Raw genomic sequence first — 16,971 nt, 5'->3', positions numbered from 1 at the left:
CTTTCTGCAATTGTTTTTTCATCGTTTCAGAAGGGTTTAAGGGATTACCGCGGCCGAGCCGCCACGCGAAAGAAAGACTGCCGTCAGGCTGGATGCATCACCTTGAATGGCAAAGACCCCGCCAAGGTCACTTGGGCCGGGTGTGGTAGGATCGGCTGCAAATTGGGTGGCTTGAAACACTAGCACACCTTCGCTGGGATCAGCGTTTGCGCCAAAGGTGGGGATGCGCCCGTCGTCACGGTCATACATGCTGACGACACCCTGCCCAGAGCTGACAACCCGCGCGCCGCAAAGCCCCAGCCGGTTCCAGCGCAGCCGGGCAAAGGGCAATGCAGGGCCGCTTTCAATCATGAGATTGCTGATTGAAAACGTGGCGCGCTGCGATCCGAAACCAAGACGCATCGCAAAATCGCCGGTGGCTTGCGTGGTTTCTACCGTACCGTCGTTTGAGACGGCTGTGTAGGTGATGGCCACGGCACCCATGCGCAGTGCTTGCCCCAAAAGTGGTATATTGTCTTGCAACGGTGGGATGCCGACGACCAAAGGACCGCTGTAATCCACGCCATCGGCCTGATAGCGCAGCTCATAGGCCAGCGGCAGCGTTGCGCGAGTGTTAAGTGCTGCGATGGGGACTGCGGTGGAATGCTTGCGCCCGCTCAGATCGCCCAGCGCTGAGGCATCAATCCCGCGAATTTTGCGATCATCCACCGCTAAATTGCGTGGCAGCGGCGCGCTGCCCCCGCGTGCGCGGCCTGACACCGCGATGATTGTTCCGCCCGGCGTGCCATTTGCCGTGCGCAAATAAGTACCCGCCATACGCTTGGCCTCAAACCGGTCCACGTCGCAGGGCAAATCGGGGCCTAGCCCAATGACTTCGGCTGCGGTGGTGTCGCGGGCCGCGTCGACGGCCCCTTGGACGGCATCGCAACCGAATAATAGACCCGCACAGGAGACCAATGATATGAGGCGCCTTGCGTGCATCAGCTACCCTTCGACCACGGGGGTATCGGTGACCAAGGTGCCTTCGCGAATATAGAAGGGAAAGACCACATTGGCGCGCGAATTGGTTTGCCGCACACGGTAGGATAGATCGATAAGCAGCTTTCCTTCGGCCGCGTCCGCCACCGATACTTTGGTCTGATCAACATCAATCCGAGGTTCAAAAAACAAGATTGCGCGGGCTATCGCGGCCTCCATTTTGCGCATCGTAGCGGCGTTGAGCGGGTCGAAAATATAGTCATAGATCCGGCACCCATAAGTAGGGTGCATGACGCGTTCGCCGGGGCGAGTTTCAAAGAGAATGCGCAAGCTTTGGTATATATCTTCGTCTGCAGTGACCAATTTCGCCTCGCCGGAAAACGGGTCAAATTGCGGTGGAAACGCCCAGCCACGCCCTAAGAAACCTGGATCATCACTTGTCATGGCTAACCTCCGATAATCACAGTTGGGCAACCCGCAACGATCGAACCACCATGGGCTGTCGTATCGCCCATGCGCGCGGCTGGTGAACCGCCGATCATCACCGTCGCAGATCCTTTTGTGATTGTCGCTGGTGGACCGACACAGACACAATTGTCGCCTTGTACGGCTGCGGGTAGTTTTCCGATCAAAACAGTTGCTTCGCCGGGGCCGACAATCGGGCCGCCGACATGCGGCACGGGGCCGTTGGCAGCGGGGCAGGTATGCATATCGGTCAGGCGCGCGGCGGGGGGCATAGCGATATCTTTCCTAATTAATCATGACGATCGAGCCTTCGATCGTGCATTGGCCAGAGGAGCTAAAGCTCGCGCTTGCAGAGCCTTCGGCGGTCATTTCAGCATCGGCGGTTGCACTGATATTCATGCCGGTGATTTCGACATCCATATCGCTGGCGATGGTGATCGTATCTGTGGCCGTCAGGTCAAACGTGCCTTGGGCCGCCATTTCCATGCCGCTGTCAGACATCGTAATGGTGTTGCCGGTGACATCCGTCAGGGTGATTGTGCTTGCGTCATCGTCAATCACGATGGACTGGCCGGCAGGCGTCTCGGCGGTGAGGATTTCCTTGTCATCGTCAAAGGTGATGTGAATACCGGACTTGCTTGTGATGGTCTTAAGCTCGTTTTCTTCGGTGGCCTCGTTTGTGCGGGCAAGGCTGCCGCTATGCATCGACCCCAAGATGACAGGCGCGCCGGGATCAGCGGATAAAAAGCCCAAAATGACTTCATCCCCGACTTCGGGCAAAAACTGAATACCTGCGCCGCCTGTCGCATAGGGCTGTGCATAGCGCGCCCAAAGTTCAGCAGGGGTTTCCCCCATCAAGGGGACGCTGACTTGGATCATCGTATCGTCGCCCATTGGGTTGCTACCGCCGCTATCGACAATCGCAAGCACGGTGCCCACATGCAGCCCTTGCACCGGCGCGTTCAGCCCGCCAGCGCCGGGCGTAGACAGGCCAATACTATCGGATCGCCAACCGGCGGGCAGGCCAAGCCGCGCAGTGGTTTCCCAGGTGCCCGCAGAAATTTCATGGGTGATGCCGCAAACATAGGCGGTCCCGCCTAAATGGTCACCAACGCCCGTAATTTCAATGGTTTTACCGATCTCAGCCAAGGCAGATCCTGGATATTTGCAGCGCCCTGAAATAGCGCCCATCGGTGCGCGCATCGCACGCGCCTTGGCCACATCCGCGAGCGCGACCTGACCAATGGCATAGGGGGTCGTGGCCGTATGGGTACGGTCGCCTGTAACTTTGCTCAGATCGGCATAGGCTGCATTGCCCCATGATCCCGTGTCAGCGCTGTCGCTGGTTTCGGTTGTGACTGCCTGTGACGCGGGATCCCAACCGCTTACGGTACTATCTTTGATCAGTGAGGCCGTGTCGATCTTGCAGTCAAAATCCAAAATATCAATGCCAAGCGTCAGCCCCATCGTCGCCGCCCCGGCAGGGTCGGGGGCGTCGGTCGTTACTTTTCCATCGTCGACAATGATAATCTGACCATTACGGTCGGCCAGTAGGCGCAGGAAATCCCAATCACTGCAATCATATTGGACCAGGTCGCTGGGGTCGGCTGTGGTGGCTTTAACAGCGGCCGAAAGCCCTGCATCACCAATGATGGCTGCCATCGCATCGCTGTCTTTCATCTGGGCAAAACTGGAGGTTTTGCGGATGTCCATTAACGCGATCGCCTTGTCGCGACAGGTCAGCTCCAATTCTCCCGCGCCACCACCGCTAATGCGCAGCCGGGTCGCAGTGATAATGCCCTTAAACAGGATTTGCGCGGCGCCCGCGCCGAAGAATGCTGCGATCTCTATCGGGGTGCTGACCTCAAAATCAGTGCCGTCAATCAACGGAAATTCATTGGTCGCGACCGATCCATCCGCCAATCGGACAGTTGCCTGCGGCACCCGGTTGATATCGAGTGTGACAGTGATCCCGTTCACAGCGATATCTTCCGCAATTGCACTGCCGTTGATTTTTACACTGATCCCAAGCGGACCGCTGACATTCGCGACGGGTGAGGTGGCCATGGGTTACCTCATTGGCGGGAAACGCAAAAGCGTGTCCGGCTCTAGTCTAGAGAAACCATCAAGGTCATTAAAACGCGCAATTTCAAGGTATTTGGTAACGTCCTTGTAAATGCGTTCGCACAAGAGGGGCAGGGTGTCGCCTTCGACCACGCGCACAAGATGGGTCAGATCGGGGGATTGGTTATTTGCCTCAAGCGCGACCTGTGCATCGGTCAACGCCTCGATAAACTTTAGCTTCATTGTCGCGCGCAACGGCGCGCCATCGGGATCAAACAACGTGTAGTCAATATCAAGACTGGTGAGCCGCCCCTGAAACCCTTTCAGCTCTGTCCCCCAGTCGATCTGCACCGCGTCTGGTTCATGGTCATCGCCAGAATAGTCATAAGCGATACTGCGCAACTTATCGATTTGAGCGGCGACCGTGGTGTCAACGGCATCTGGGACGACACCGGTGCCGTCCAAGGTCAGGGTGAATGACACTTCCTCCGGTTCAGAGGCCGAAAATTTAGGGACGGGGGCTGCCTTGCCAATTGCGTCATCAGACGCGCCGCCTGTGCCAGAAAACTTTGTGGCATACTTGCGGTTAAAGGACGATGGGTTGATCGTCGTGGTAAAGATATTTGCGGCACCTGATTTTGCGGTGATTTGCGAGACAGAAGTATCACAGCGGGTGATCGTCAGTTTCGTCATGACAGCAACCCTTCTTTGATCCGCTGCTCACTTGCGGCTATCTCTTTGGCAATTGATTCACGAAATTCCTTGCGAAGACGGTTTGTTATTGTGCGTAGTTCATCTTCGCTCATCCCGGAATCGGTAGGGTTGCTGTCGCCAAAAGTGCCGCGCACAACAAGGTTGCCAATTTCGATCGCCATTAGCTTTTCCTCTCTAACGTCAGGTAGCTCAGCTCGATTGTTTCAATCGCCAGTTCATTTTTCATCGCGTCAAAGTTTCCGGTGGTCCATTTGACCGGAAAAGCATTTGTGATTGACCAACTTGCCACTGGCTCCGCCTCTTCATTGAGTAATGAAATAAGCAAATCCTGTGGTTTGATCGGTGTTCCAAACCCCTGTTCAAGTGTGTTCTGGCACCAGGTCACAAGGCCGCTATCGTCGCCCGTCAGGGCGCGTTTGAGCGACAGGTTTTTGTGCTTCACCTGTTTGGGCAGGTTATGCACAAACCGATTTTCACCGCCTTCTTGCAAAGGCTCGGTGGTCATTTCGGTCTCTAACCCTGTGACCTCCTGGAAGGCAGTGTCCGAAATATCCGGATCACTGCCTTGAAAAGCCACGTCAAAGTGAAACGCTGTTGGTGCGCTAAACTCTTCCATCTTAGGCGTTCTCGATCACGAACCCTTCATGGGCGATCTCGATGCTTTCAACAGCAACCTCATTGCCTTCGGCCTTAAGGTCTGTGCCGGTTACCTTCACGGGGAAGGCGTTTTGGACCTTCCAGACCATTGTCGGGGCGCCTGCCTCGTCCAGCAACGAAATGGTGAGCGCCTTGCGGGTAATCGTGTTCATCTTGATTTCCGCAAACCAATCCCAAATGGCGTTGTCTTTGACAAAGACGCCTTTCTTCATGGTGATATTGCCCGTTTTGAGCATGCCGGGCATTTTGATTGTTGAAAACACCGGGTTATTGCCAGCGCGATATTCAATCGGCTGGGTTTCGATGTCGAGGCCAGAGACCTCTTGAAATGCCAGTTCTGTATCGTCCCACTTTACTTGAAAGTGGAACTTTGGAAGCGGCCAAATCGCCTGTGTTTGGGCGGAGCCATCATCTGCCATGGGTTAAATCCTTTCTGAAACTCTTAAGATTTCTGCATTTGCTGCTGGAAGGTAATTTCGATGAATTCCGCTGGGCGCACGACGGCGACCAAAACGGTGATCCGCAAAATCCCTTCAAGAATATCGACCGGGGTCATCGTGTCGCCCAAGCCCACATGCACGCTGAACGCGTCTGAGGGCACAGCGCCCGCAAGACCGCCTTGTTTCCAGACAGAAGTCAGGAAATTTTCGGTCATGGATTTCATCGTAATCCATGTATTGGCGGTATTGGGCTCAAACACATAAGCCTTCGAGGCCAAACGCAGCGATTCCTCGATCATGATCATCGTGCGGCGCACGTTGATATAGCGCCAATCAAGGCTGTTGCCGTCCAGTGTCCGCGCGCCCCAAACAAGCGTGCCTTCACCCACAAACGGCCTGATCGCGTTGATCGATTTGCCGGTTGTGGAAACGTTCAGATTTTCTTGTTCCTCGTGGTTAATATTGACCTTTGGGCCAACCACAGAGTTCATCGAGATGTTCGCAGGCGCTTTCCAAACACCACGGCTATTGTCGACCATTGTATAAAGCCCAGCGATGCCTGCACCCGGTGCCATGCTGTTTTCACGCTTAGCAATCGTGTCCATCATCGTGCCGTAAAGCGGCACCAAAGAGCGTAATGTTTTGTCGATCATCGCGGGCGAGGGGCCTTGGGCAACAACAGGGCTGGTGCCATCGACCAAGACCCGAAGCTCTTGTTTCGCGACAAGTTCGTCCTCTTTAAAGATCGTATATGTCGCTTTGGCTTCAGGGCCGGCAAAGGCAGGGTCTGGCGCAAAACTGACACTGCCCGCATCCGCGACCGTCCATGTCCCAACACCTTCGACAGCCTTAACCTTGCCATCTGATGACGTGGCATCGGACAGGACAATCGATCCAGCGTCCGCGTCAGGGTGATCAGAGGCGACGTCAATTTCGGCGGTCGCCGTTTGTTCCTTGATCGCGGCAGGCAGTAGGATCGCACCAATCATTTCCATTTTCATGGTCAATGTATCGGTGGCCATCTCGGCCTCGTCGCTGACAACCAATTCGATCTTGCCCTTGGCTGCGGCGCCATCATGCTGAAAGCTAATCGTGCTTGCGGTTTCTTCATCGCCCAACATATCTTGGGTGAATTCCCATACCTCGGCGCCGTCAGCATTCACAAATGTGCCGCCCATTAGATCGGTCTTGGCGATCTTGTAGTTCAAGCCGGTCTTGTCGCTTTCATCATCCTCTGCGGTTAGATCATGAGGCGTGACCTTAACAGTTCCGCCCTTCGGCACCGAGATGGTGAAATCGCCAGAAACCGTTGGGGCCGAGATGCGATTGATCTCTGTTGCGAGCTCTTTGCCAGCTTTCATTGCCTGACGCATGAGCGACATCATTTTCGGGTGGCTGGCCCCGACGATGTTTTCGTAGCTAAAGTCTCGCGATTGGAAAATCGACGTATCCAGCCACGGGTAGTAGGCCGCGCCAAAGTCGAGATTGTTGATCCCAACATCATTGCGGAATGTCGCAACTGGGTTGCCCAGCGGGTCTTTTTGGTCAAGGTGACCGGCAAAGATATCCAAAATCGCGAAACGGTTTTTCATGTCGTTGCCGCAGTGTTTCAGCATGGCTTGCTGTACTTTGACGGCGTTTTGACGCGCGAGGCGGGTTGCCTCGGGTATGACAACCATTGTTGGCTCAGGTTCTTTTTTCAGCCCGTTGATCGCAGCCAGCATGAGATCAGCGTCGATGACGTTATCTTCGATTTCGCCTGCGTCGTTTTTGACCTCATAGCCACCGATAGAGGTGACATAGCAGGCGCCGCCGCCGTTTTGGAAAAACAGGCGCATCGCACCGAATAAGGCGAAGGCTGGGTTCTTTTGTACAAATTCAAACTTGGCATCGCCAACTGAAAACACCGCGCGGGGCAGGGCATCTTTCTTGGCGGCCCCATCCGCTGATAGCGGCGATGTACCGTCAAAGTCTTTGTAAGGGACCAATTCGTATTGTGGCTTTGGTGGGCCACCGAAATAGCTCATATACTCAGAAAATGATGTGATCCGAAACGGGGTATCAAGCAGCGATACATTCCCGTTTGCGGCGCGTTCTGTATAGCCGATGAAGGCTGGTACCGCCGTGGCGACTTGCACGACCGAGTTCGGGAAGGCGCTTTTTTCGACGATGTAGACGCCGGGGGTCTTCATGACCATTGGATATTCTCCTTTACCATAAGCTGACGAAAATGTCGGATTGAAGTGGGGCTGCGGCCGCAGGGTCATCTGTTGGGCGCAGATTGACACCGGCCGCAGGAAGCACCGGGATCAGGGTAATAGGGTCAAAGGGCGGGTCTTGCCGCGCTTCAAGCGCAAAGCGCGCGTCAGAACGGTAAGTCATCTTTATGGGTGTGTCAGAGCGCAGGACGCGGGCGACATGGCCATCCGTGATCGCGGAGGGGCCGAGATCTTTGAAGGAAGTGCTGCCAGCGGCATCCGAAATTTGCAGGCCTTCGACCGCGTTTTCACCGGTAAAGTAATAGGCCCAAAGGGCGCTTACCGCCTGCAGATGAAACGTCACTTCGTGCGTGCCAGAAACATCAATCGGAATACGCAGCCGCAAGAGCGGATCGCCAGGCATCCGTGCAGGGGCTTGGACAGGAAGCGCATCTGACAGCTGCAATTCAGTTTCGGTGCCCAAATCAAACAGCGGAACTTTTTCTGCGGCCAGCCCTTTGGTCAGAACATATGTATCCGGGCTGGTGGTGAAGACATCAAAATCGAGCTGCGTCGGCGCGGTTAGCTGTGCGGTTTCAGCGACGACATCCAACCGGGCAGGGGCTGGCTTTGCCAAAAAACCGGCCCTAGTAAAGTGGTGCATATCGGTCGGCAGGATACGCAGCGGCGGGGTTTCATCCCCCCAATACTCGTGGGTCAAACGCAATGACAGTGCGATATGGAAGCTCATGACTGCGCCTCCCGGAGAGGAAACAGGCTGCGGCGCGGTTTGCGGATTGCCGGTTTCAGCGAGGTAATCGCGCCAGAGGTCAATGTGACCGTGCGGATTTTAAACATCACCGAAGGTACGTAACGGCCGCCCAGATTGCCCCACATCTGTCCCATCTCTTCGACGCGCAGATTGCTGATCTCAAACGATAGCTGCTGCATGCCCTTGGGCATATTAGGCGTATTTTGTGGGGTCATCATTGGGTAGCTTTGAAAATACATCAAAGCGGCGGAAAGCATCTTGAGCCCTTCGCCATAAATATTTGCATCATAAGAGGCCGCGAGCATCGCGTAGACGTCCAGATGCAAAGGGTCTTCGCCAGCGGTGAATCCGGCCAGCGGCGCGCCGCGTCCCTGACCACGGCGGGGCACGCTGTCTTCGGAGATATTGGTGATAAAAAGCGCAAGACGATTGCGGGTCAATTCAGAAACTTTTCCATCTGGATCGGTCAGTGGCGCAAGCACTGCGATATCTTCGGGCGCACCAAAACGGCCGGAAAGATGCCCATTTAACTTGGACACCGTCAAAGAAAGCGCCGCATCAATCACAGGTTTTCCCCATCTCTTTAGGGCCTGCGAACAGGGCATAAAAATGCGTAGTCGAAGAGACCATGTGGCCCCCTTTGTTATGTGTCGTCAAAAGGCGGAACGCGCTTCATGCGCATACCTAGGGGCGAATGTAAAAGATCGGGTAAATAAAAAGTTGCCCCCACGTTAAGCAGAGCATAGGTCAACGCTATCTGGCAATGCCAGAGTTTCAAAAATTGTAATCTATATTTGGTTTCAATGTGTTATTGCGCACAGTTCCAAGTTCTGAGAGCGATTCCTTTTGATAAGCCATCTGGCCTATATCTGATATAGAGGCTCAACTTTACACTTTAAGGAAGAAATTCTTTGGAGTGATGACTAAGGAGCGCGGTCTGGAAAAATCACAAATGGCGAATCTGACAAAGACTGAGGGGCGCGCAAGTTCCTGCACTTCTTTTCGTTTCACGTTGGGCCGCGGAAGCAATCGCATTGGAAGTTGTTCGGGATATCTGGGGCCTCAAAAGGGCGGTCTCGATTGTGAACTCAAGTTAGGTTGCGACATTTTCTATCCTAGATTTCTTAGTTCTTCGGCGAATGCCTCAGCCGGCGTCCGCCATCCCAAGCACTTCCTTGGGGTTCCATTCAAGCGTTCACAAATCGCCTTCATGTCGCGATCTGAGAGCGTCGAGATTGGTGTGTCGCGTGGCAGATACCGTCGCGCTCGTTTGTTCAGGTTTTCGACAGACCCTTTCTGCCATGGCGCTTGTTGATCGCAGAACCAGGCCTCAGTTCCGATGCCAGGTTTGAGCTTTCGCCAACCAGAGAATTCAATCCCTCGGTCAAAAGTGATCGACTGACGAGCGGTTTGGGGCAGGGGCTCCATGACATTCATCAGTCGGGTCATGAAGTGTTTCGAGCTGCGGTCATTGTTACGGAACAACACAGCATAACGCGTCTTCCGTTCGACCAAAGACGCCACATTCGTCTTGCCGTGTTCGCGCCGAAAGATCATCAGATCGCCTTCCCATGCGCCAAAATTCTCTCGGGATTTGATATGTTCCGGTCTGTTGTGGATCGAACGCTCAGGCGGGAACATCATGCCACGCGCAGTCCTTGCATAGCGCGGCTTACGCTTTTTTCGGCGATCTGGAAGATATCGTGCGAGCTCCTGAGACTGGCCTTCTGGGCTGTATACATAGGAATAGATCGTTTCGTGACTGACGGTAGTTGTATGACCTTCAAACTTCAGGCGTCCAGCAATTTGTTCGGGTGACCAACCTTCCTGAAGCCGGTCAATCACGGCTTCTCTCAGCGCAGGAATTCGGACCAATTTCCGACGTCTTGCGCGACGCTCAGCAGCAGATCGCTGCGCAGTCATCCCGAAGTAACCATTGAGCTGGGGTAGCTCATCATCTGTGAAAAAGTTACGTTTGATCTCGCGATAGACCGTTGCGCGATGACGATTGATCCTTCGCGCAATCTCACTCGCGTTTACTTTGCGGTACAAAAGATCTTCAATCGTACGTCGTTCTGCTAGATTTAGCTCTGTGCGTTTCATAAACTGTTCTCCTGACTTTCCAGTAGGATAGAGGAAAAGTCGCTTCCCAGTTTAGAATGTACCCGATGTGGATGAATAAGCCGTATAATCAGTATTATGTTAAATAAATATATTGCAAACGCCTGTAATTACGCCTGTTTAGCTTTTGTAATACGCTCGGTGCCATTTTACGTACTCTGCGATACCGTCTGTGACGCTGGTTTGCGGCGCATAGCCCGTGAGCGATTTGAGCAAACTGTTGTCAGCCCAGGTCGCGGGCACGTCACCGGGCTGCATCGGCAGCATTTGTTTTTGGGCCTTGTGGTTCGATGCACGTTCAATCGCCCCGATGAAATCCATCAGTGGTACGCTTTCGCCGTTCCCAACATTCACGATGCGCCAAGGTGCGACTGGTGACAGGCTATCACCCTCTGGCACGATCCCATCAACAGGACGTTCTGGTACGGCATCAACCAACAAGCGGATTCCGCGGACCAGATCGCCGACATAGGTAAAGTCACGTTTCATATTACCGTGGTTAAAGACCTTGATCGGTTCGTCGGCCATGATTGCGCTGGTAAACAAATACGGCGCCATATCTGGGCGCCCCCAAGGACCGTAAACGGTGAAAAACCGGAACATCGTGACTGGCAGGTCATAAAGATGCGCATAGCTGTGGGCCATGGCCTCTGACGCCTTTTTCGTCGCGGCGTAATAGGACATTTGATGGTCCGCTTGATCCGTCTCGCGGTATGGCATTTTCACGTTTGCACCATATGCAGAGCTGGTTGAGGCCAACAAAAGATGTTTAGGCGGATACGCGCGCGCGGCCTCGAGCAATTCAAATGTGCCCATGAGGTTGGCCTCGGTATAGGCGCGCGGGTTTTCAATCGAATAGCGCACGCCAGCTTGCGCAGCCAAATGCACCACGAAATCAAACCGATGCTTAGCAAAGAGGTCCATTAAAAGACCGGGTTCTTCAACCCTGCCCTTTACGGACGTGTAATCAGCATTGACGATAAGCTGGGCTTCTCGTGCGGATTTCAGCGCCGGATCGTAATAGCCATTATGGCTATCAAGCCCGACAACGCGGAAACCTTCGGCAAGCAAAAGCTGTGACAGGTGAAAGCCGATGAACCCGGCAGAGCCGGTCACAAGAACGGTTTTCTGCGCCATCAATCGACCTCAAAAAGATCGCGGGTATAGACTTTCTCGACCACATCCGACAGATCATCGGTCAAACGGTTGGCAAGGATAAGATCGGATTTCTTTTTAAATTCAGCGATATCTGAGACAACGCTACTGTTAAAGAATTGATCGTCATCAAGCACAGGTTCATAGACAATGCACTGAATTCCCTTGGCTTTGATGCGCTTCATGATGCCTTGCACCGAACTGTCGCGAAAATTGCTAGAGCCCGCTTTCATCACCAACCTGTAAACCCCTACAACCTTTGGTTTTTTCGCAATAATTTGATCTGCAATGAAATCCTTGCGGGTGCGGTTCGATTGGACAATCGCGCTGATCATATTTTGTGGAACAGCATTATAGTTGGCCAGTAACTGCTTTGTATCTTTGGGTAAACAGTAACCGCCATAGCCAAATGACGGGTTATTATAATGGCTTCCGACACGCGGATCGAGGCTGACACCTTCAATCACTTCGCGGGTGTTGAGCCCATGCGCGATCGCATAGCTATCCAGCTCGTTGAAGTAAGCAACCCGCATTGCTAAAAATGTGTTTGAAAACAGCTTGATAGCTTCTGCTTCTGTTGTGTCGGTGAAAAGTACCGGCATGTCTTTTTTGATCGCACCTTCGACAAGAAGGTCTGCAAAGCGTTTTGCATCCTCTGTATGTGCGCCGACAACAATGCGCGATGGATGCAAATTGTCGTGTAACGCCCTGCCCTCGCGTAGAAATTCTGGCGAAAAGATGATCCGATCATAACCGATACCGGCGCGCAGTTCGGAGGTGAATTTTACCGGTACGGTCGATTTGATCACGATCACCGCGTCTGGTGCGATCTCATGCGCTTGGGCCGCAACAAATTCGACGGTGGAAGTGTCAAAATGATTGGTGCGCGGGTCGTAATTTGTCGGGGTCGCGATGATGACGAAATCGGCATCTGCAAACGCAGATTTGGCATCCGTCGTTGCGGTCAACTTTAGATCACCACGCGCCAAATAAGCTGAAATATCGTCGTCGTCGATTGCTGATTTACCATCATTCACCAATGCAACGCGCTGTTCATCGACATCGACTGCGACCACATCGTGATGCTGCGCCAACAACACCGCATTCGAAAGCCCGACATATCCAAGACCGGCAACCGCAATTTTCATTTAAAAGATTTCCTTTGTTTAGGAGCGTTCAGCTTAGGCATTGTTCCAGCGCACAACATAGTCACCTTGCTGCGCGTTTTGGATATGCTCGGCCGGGTTTGCCCCTTTTGTTTTTTGAACGACATAGTAGAGATACCACCGCCCGTCCAAACCGCGCGCGCGAAAGCGCGCCCCCTTTTTCCCTGTATCAGCAACCTGTATCACGTTTTGCGTCGGATCAAAGGGCACAGCGGCACAGCTATGCACTTTGCATCCGCGCGTATCCTGCCAATACCGCCAAACCAATTCAGGGCTGAACTGATAAAACCCATGCCCTGCCCAACCCGACATGCCATTGATTGAGATGAAGATTCCATCATCTTTGAGCATATGAAAAACATTATCGAGCGACTGTGGTGTGTTAAAGACATGCTCTAAGGTTCCACCGTCGAGGATCACATCGAACCTTTTGCGCAAAGCATCGGGTACGGCTTCATTCATGTCATGGGTGAAATCACAGCCTTCGTAATCCGAAAAATCCATCGATTTCATCGGCGGAAACCCGATATCACACAGGAATTTTTCGGCGTAGCCATCTTCTTGTTCATAGGCCGGAATATCAGTTGGAAACCCATGTCGTGCTAACGCGCGGCGGGTGATTGTCCGCCACCTCGGTTTGAGACGCAATCCCTGGCGGCCAAGCATAACCCCAGCTGTCTTATCCGCAACCAAGTGGCGCGTTTCCAGTAATTGCAAAGCAAGTGCGGTATCAACGCCCATGTCGCAGCCTCATATTGGTATGAACAAACATCTTGACCAAACTATATGGATAATCGCGCATGCAAACCATAGCAGCGTTGAAGATTAATTGGTTTTCTTAGCGCGCCGAACCGCTTAGCCTAGGCCGCGATAGGATCAAAGGGTCAATATGCAAGATACTCCGCCTTCAGACGAAAGTGAAGATGTTGATGGTGCAGCTGTGCAAGCAGATGCCCAGCTCCCTTTGTGGTTTTCTGAGCTCGCGCCTGGCGGTGATGGGATCGGATTTATCGAAAAGTCGAATCGCCATTCTTTAATGTTTGTCAGACGCTTGCGGCCCGTTCTTTTGGTGACATTCGATAATCTTTCGAACGTCGCCGACAAAAGTCAGGAAAGGGTGCCTTGGGCCTATAAGTTCGCGCTGGATCATCATGTGTCGCATCTCGGGGTCTTGGCGCATGGCAAGCAATGGTACCGCGATCCGCAGCTGATCAACCGCATGCAACAGCTCGCCGATAGTAGTTTTTTCGACGGCTATGAACGTGTCGTTTTTGCGGGTACATCGATGGGCGGATTTGCCGCGCTTGTCTTTGCTTCACTGGTGCCCGGCGCGCATGTTTTGGCGTTTAATCCGCAATCGACCCTAGATCCTGAACTGGTCCCGTGGGAGGAACGCTATTGGATCGGACGACGGCAAGATTGGACGCTCCCGCTAAGCGATGCGCGCGGAATATTGGGCAAATGTGGACCGGTCAGCGTGTTCTACGACCCTTACTTTGCCCCAGATCATAAGCATTTTGAACGGCTCTCTGATGCCAATGTGACCCCCTATAAATGTTGGTATTCAAATCATAAGTCGGCCGTTTTCCTCCGTAAGATCGACGCCCTCAAACCCCTGATGCATGCCGGGCTGTTTGGTGAGATCACTGAACCGATGTTTTACCAGCTGTACCGGGGGCGTCGGCAGTTGCCTTGGTATGCGGGCGCTTTGAAAAACTACTTTACTGAAAGCGGGCGTGAACAGATGGGCTTGCGGGTTCGTAAGAGTTTTCGACAGTATCGCCGCGCACTAAAATCCACGATGGACGATTAAAAAATGAGCGAACCATATGTCGTGCTGCACGGAGGGTTTCACAAAACTGCATCCACTTATCTGCAGCGTATCCTACAGCGCAATAAGAACTTTATGGGCAAGCGAGGTGTTCACTATGTTCCGCACCGCGAAATGCGTGAACAATTTACAGTGCCCTGTCAACGGAACGCGCATCAACATACTGGTTTTCCGCGCAAAAAGTTCATTGATGACGAAACGCTTCGCGAGATTACACGAAAATTCTTTGAACCTATTATTGAGCGCGCGCCTGATAGACTAATTTTAAGCGACGAAAACTTGGCGGGCCATTGCGGTAACTGTATTAAATTTGGCCGCTTATACCGCTTCAAAGATGCCTTTATGATGGTTTCCGCGCGCGAAATACCGTTTCCAGTACGCGAAGTTCACTTGTCCTTACGAAACTATGCAGATTTTTTCGCTGCAGCCTATGTTGAATACTTCCGATCAATTCGAGCAGACAGCTCCTCCCCAATTTTGGCCCATTCGATGGTCGACAAAGTGATCACGAGGTTCCCGATGTGGAACGGAGTTATCGACCGTGTGAAAACTTATTTTCCCGAAGCGCAAATCTATATTTGGGCGTTTGAAGACTTTCGTAGTAACCCGATGATGGCAAACCAAATTTTGAGTAATATTGCGGGGCCAGAAATTGACGTTGGCAAGTTTCGTTCGCCAAAGGACCAGAACCCACGTCCGACAGCGTCGCATCGTGCGGTCGAAGTAATCCAAAACCTTATGCTTTCCGATGGGGTTCAGGCAGCCGTCGACGCGCGCCGAGAGATTCAGGACCGATATCCACGGGACAAGACCAACAAGGGTTTTGATCCTTGGTCGGATTGGGAACGCGAACATTTGACCAATCTCTACAAAAAGGACCTGTTGCGCCTCGCGAAGGATCCACGCGTAACGATGGTCCGTCCGGACACGGTCTTTGAGCAATAGCGCCTGCGTCCATTTTCTCTTTTGACCAGTAGGTTAAAGATGGTATGGGGTGCCCATGACGCATTCTATCTTGATCTTGAATGGCCCAAATTTGAACCTGCTTGGCACCCGCCAGCCCGAGGTTTACGGGCCAACGACCTTACAAGACATTGAAAACCTATGTGTGACGCAGGCGGATGCGCTTGGTTTTACCGTCGTATTTGCGCAGACCAATCATGAAGGCGAGATGATCGATATGCTGCACGCGGCGCGCGGCACATATGACGGCGTTATTTTGAATGCTGGTGCTTATACGCATACGTCGATTGCGCTCATGGATGCGATTTCAAGCATCATGTTGCCAGTGATTGAGCTTCACCTGTCAAACATCCACGCGCGCGAAGAATTTCGGCAAACCTCTTATATTTCTAAGGTCTGTATTGGGCAAATCTGTGGATTTGGCGCCGCGGGGTACCCGCTGGCGATGCAGGCGATGGCTGACTATTTGGGTGATCCCCTATGAGAACACTTGTTGAACAGTTGTCAAAGCTGACCAACGCGGGCACGGTCGAAGATCTCTGGACCCTGCATACTGAGCAAATGGACGCCTATGGGTTCGACCGGGTGATGTATGGCTACACGCGCTACCGCACGTCCAGTTCGCTTGGGGACCCGCAAGATTGGGTGCTTTTGTCAAACCAAACGCCTGAATATATGCAGGTGTTCTTCGACGAATCCTACTATTATCACGCCCCCATGTTGAAATGGGCCTTGGCGAATGATGGTGCCTGTAGCTGGCGCTGGATGATGGATATGAAGCGGATCGACAATCTCACGCAAAGCGAGGCGCGTGTGATGGAGTTTAACCGCAAGATGAATGTGACGGCTGGCTATACGGTTAGCTTTCGGTCCATTTCAGAACGCACCAAAGGGGCGATTGCTCTCACGGCCAAGCCAGGCATGACGCAAGATGCCGTCGAACAGGTCTGGGCGCAGCACGGTGACGAAATCATCGTGATGAATAACGTCATGCACCTGAAACTTCTCACCCTGCCCTATACTGGCGAACGCCACCTGACAAAGCGTCAGCGCGAAGTGCTACAATGGGTTGGTGACGGCAAGACGACACAAGACATCGCGATTTTGCTGGGGCTTACTTCTGCGACAGTGGAAAAACACTTGCGGCTCGCGCGCGAGGCATTGGACGTTGAAACAACGGCGCAGGCGGTCCTGAAGGCCGCTTTTTACAACCAAATGTTCGTTATAGACGCAGAAATTTAGCGACCTGTGATTCGTCACTCAACCAAAATCAGCCGCTGCTTTTGAAATGATCAACCATATGACGTGGCGTGAAACGTCACAAACATGCGTGAGGTCAGGTTTCCCTGACTTTAATAATGCTGCGTCATTTGGCAACTTGTAGAAGTTCCGTGAGTGGTGGCCTTGGGCCTGGGAACAGCGGTTTGGACCCCTTGTGATTTCAAGG

General features: G+C 53.0%; 19 protein-coding genes. 4 read left to right on the top strand and 15 right to left on the bottom strand.

What is annotated here, in order from left to right:
* Positions 1–36: 36 nt before the first annotated feature.
* The 15 genes from Yoon_RS00400 to Yoon_RS00330 form a co-directional block, all read right to left on the bottom strand.
* The gene (locus tag Yoon_RS00400; protein WP_238109187.1) at positions 37–981 is read right to left on the bottom strand and encodes a hypothetical protein; all 945 of its coding nucleotides are present in this window, start codon (positions 979–981) and stop codon (positions 37–39) included.
* Positions 982–984: 3 nt separating this feature from the next.
* Entirely contained in the window at positions 985–1,422 is a 438-nt protein-coding gene (locus tag Yoon_RS00395; RefSeq protein WP_238109186.1) for a GPW/gp25 family protein, read from the bottom strand.
* Positions 1,423–1,424: 2 nt separating this feature from the next.
* Positions 1,425–1,715 (bottom strand): PAAR domain-containing protein, encoded by a 291-nt coding sequence (locus tag Yoon_RS00390; protein ID WP_238109185.1) that lies wholly within the window; start codon positions 1,713–1,715, stop codon positions 1,425–1,427.
* Between the two features lie 13 nt (positions 1,716–1,728).
* Positions 1,729–3,510: a phage baseplate assembly protein V gene (locus tag Yoon_RS00385; RefSeq protein WP_238109184.1), complete on the bottom strand. Its 1,782-nt coding sequence runs from the start codon at positions 3,508–3,510 to the stop codon at positions 1,729–1,731.
* A gap of 3 nt (positions 3,511–3,513) precedes the next feature.
* Positions 3,514–4,200, bottom strand: a complete 687-nt coding sequence (locus Yoon_RS00380) for a phage tail protein (protein WP_238109183.1) — start codon at positions 4,198–4,200, stop codon at positions 3,514–3,516.
* On the bottom strand, positions 4,197–4,382 hold the full coding sequence (locus Yoon_RS00375) for a hypothetical protein (protein ID WP_238109182.1): 186 nt from the start codon (positions 4,380–4,382) through the stop codon (positions 4,197–4,199). The genes Yoon_RS00380 and Yoon_RS00375 overlap by 4 nt, the downstream gene beginning before the upstream one ends.
* Positions 4,382–4,837 carry a phage tail protein gene (locus Yoon_RS00370; protein WP_238109181.1) on the bottom strand — a complete coding sequence of 152 codons (456 nt, stop codon included), beginning with the start codon at positions 4,835–4,837 and terminating at the stop codon, positions 4,382–4,384. The genes Yoon_RS00375 and Yoon_RS00370 overlap by 1 nt, the downstream gene beginning before the upstream one ends.
* Before the next feature lies 1 nt (position 4,838).
* Positions 4,839–5,297: a phage tail protein gene (locus tag Yoon_RS00365; protein ID WP_238109179.1), complete on the bottom strand. Its 459-nt coding sequence runs from the start codon at positions 5,295–5,297 to the stop codon at positions 4,839–4,841.
* A 23-nt stretch (positions 5,298–5,320) separates the two neighbouring features.
* On the bottom strand, positions 5,321–7,516 hold the full coding sequence (locus tag Yoon_RS00360) for a phage tail sheath C-terminal domain-containing protein (protein ID WP_238109177.1): 2,196 nt from the start codon (positions 7,514–7,516) through the stop codon (positions 5,321–5,323).
* 13 nt (positions 7,517–7,529) lie between these two features.
* Positions 7,530–8,267 (bottom strand): hypothetical protein, encoded by a 738-nt coding sequence (locus Yoon_RS00355; protein ID WP_238109175.1) that lies wholly within the window; start codon positions 8,265–8,267, stop codon positions 7,530–7,532.
* Positions 8,264–8,854: a DUF4255 domain-containing protein gene (locus Yoon_RS00350; RefSeq protein ID WP_238109173.1), complete on the bottom strand. Its 591-nt coding sequence runs from the start codon at positions 8,852–8,854 to the stop codon at positions 8,264–8,266. Before Yoon_RS00350 ends, Yoon_RS00355 begins: the two co-directional genes overlap by 4 nt.
* 544 nt (positions 8,855–9,398) lie before the next feature.
* Positions 9,399–10,391, bottom strand: coding sequence for an IS30 family transposase (locus tag Yoon_RS00345; protein ID WP_238109171.1), 993 nt, complete (start codon positions 10,389–10,391; stop codon positions 9,399–9,401).
* Positions 10,392–10,529: 138 nt separating this feature from the next.
* Entirely contained in the window at positions 10,530–11,546 is a 1,017-nt protein-coding gene (locus tag Yoon_RS00340; protein WP_238109169.1) for an SDR family NAD(P)-dependent oxidoreductase, read from the bottom strand.
* Complete coding sequence (locus Yoon_RS00335) at positions 11,546–12,712, bottom strand: nucleotide sugar dehydrogenase (RefSeq protein WP_238109168.1); 1,167 nt, start codon at positions 12,710–12,712, stop codon at positions 11,546–11,548. Before Yoon_RS00335 ends, Yoon_RS00340 begins: the two co-directional genes overlap by 1 nt.
* Positions 12,713–12,745: 33 nt before the next feature.
* Complete coding sequence (locus tag Yoon_RS00330; protein ID WP_238109167.1) at positions 12,746–13,471, bottom strand: class I SAM-dependent methyltransferase; 726 nt, start codon at positions 13,469–13,471, stop codon at positions 12,746–12,748.
* Between the two features lie 148 nt (positions 13,472–13,619).
* Here Yoon_RS00330 and Yoon_RS00325 point away from each other — a divergent pair, with 148 nt between their 5' ends.
* Genes Yoon_RS00325 through Yoon_RS00310 form a run of 4 tightly spaced genes read left to right on the top strand, consistent with a single transcriptional unit; the run spans position 13,620 to position 16,766 of the window.
* A complete protein-coding gene (locus Yoon_RS00325) occupies positions 13,620–14,543 on the top strand; it encodes a hypothetical protein (protein WP_238109166.1) in 924 nt (307 codons plus the stop codon).
* 21 nt (positions 14,544–14,564) lie between these two features.
* Positions 14,565–15,506 carry a hypothetical protein gene (locus Yoon_RS00320; RefSeq protein WP_238109165.1) on the top strand — a complete coding sequence of 314 codons (942 nt, stop codon included), beginning with the start codon at positions 14,565–14,567 and terminating at the stop codon, positions 15,504–15,506.
* A gap of 55 nt (positions 15,507–15,561) precedes the next feature.
* Positions 15,562–16,008 (top strand): type II 3-dehydroquinate dehydratase, encoded by a 447-nt coding sequence (gene aroQ / locus Yoon_RS00315; protein ID WP_238109164.1) that lies wholly within the window; start codon positions 15,562–15,564, stop codon positions 16,006–16,008.
* Entirely contained in the window at positions 16,005–16,766 is a 762-nt protein-coding gene (locus tag Yoon_RS00310; protein ID WP_238109163.1) for an autoinducer binding domain-containing protein, read from the top strand. Before aroQ ends, Yoon_RS00310 begins: the two co-directional genes overlap by 4 nt.
* Positions 16,767–16,971: the final 205 nt, after the last annotated feature.

The sequence above is a fragment of the Yoonia sp. I 8.24 genome (assembly GCF_022096995.1).
In the GTDB taxonomy this organism is placed as follows: Bacteria; Pseudomonadota; Alphaproteobacteria; order Rhodobacterales; family Rhodobacteraceae; genus Yoonia.
The sequence above is the reverse complement of the archived record's forward strand: the minus strand, read 5'-3'. Positions and strand labels throughout refer to the sequence as shown.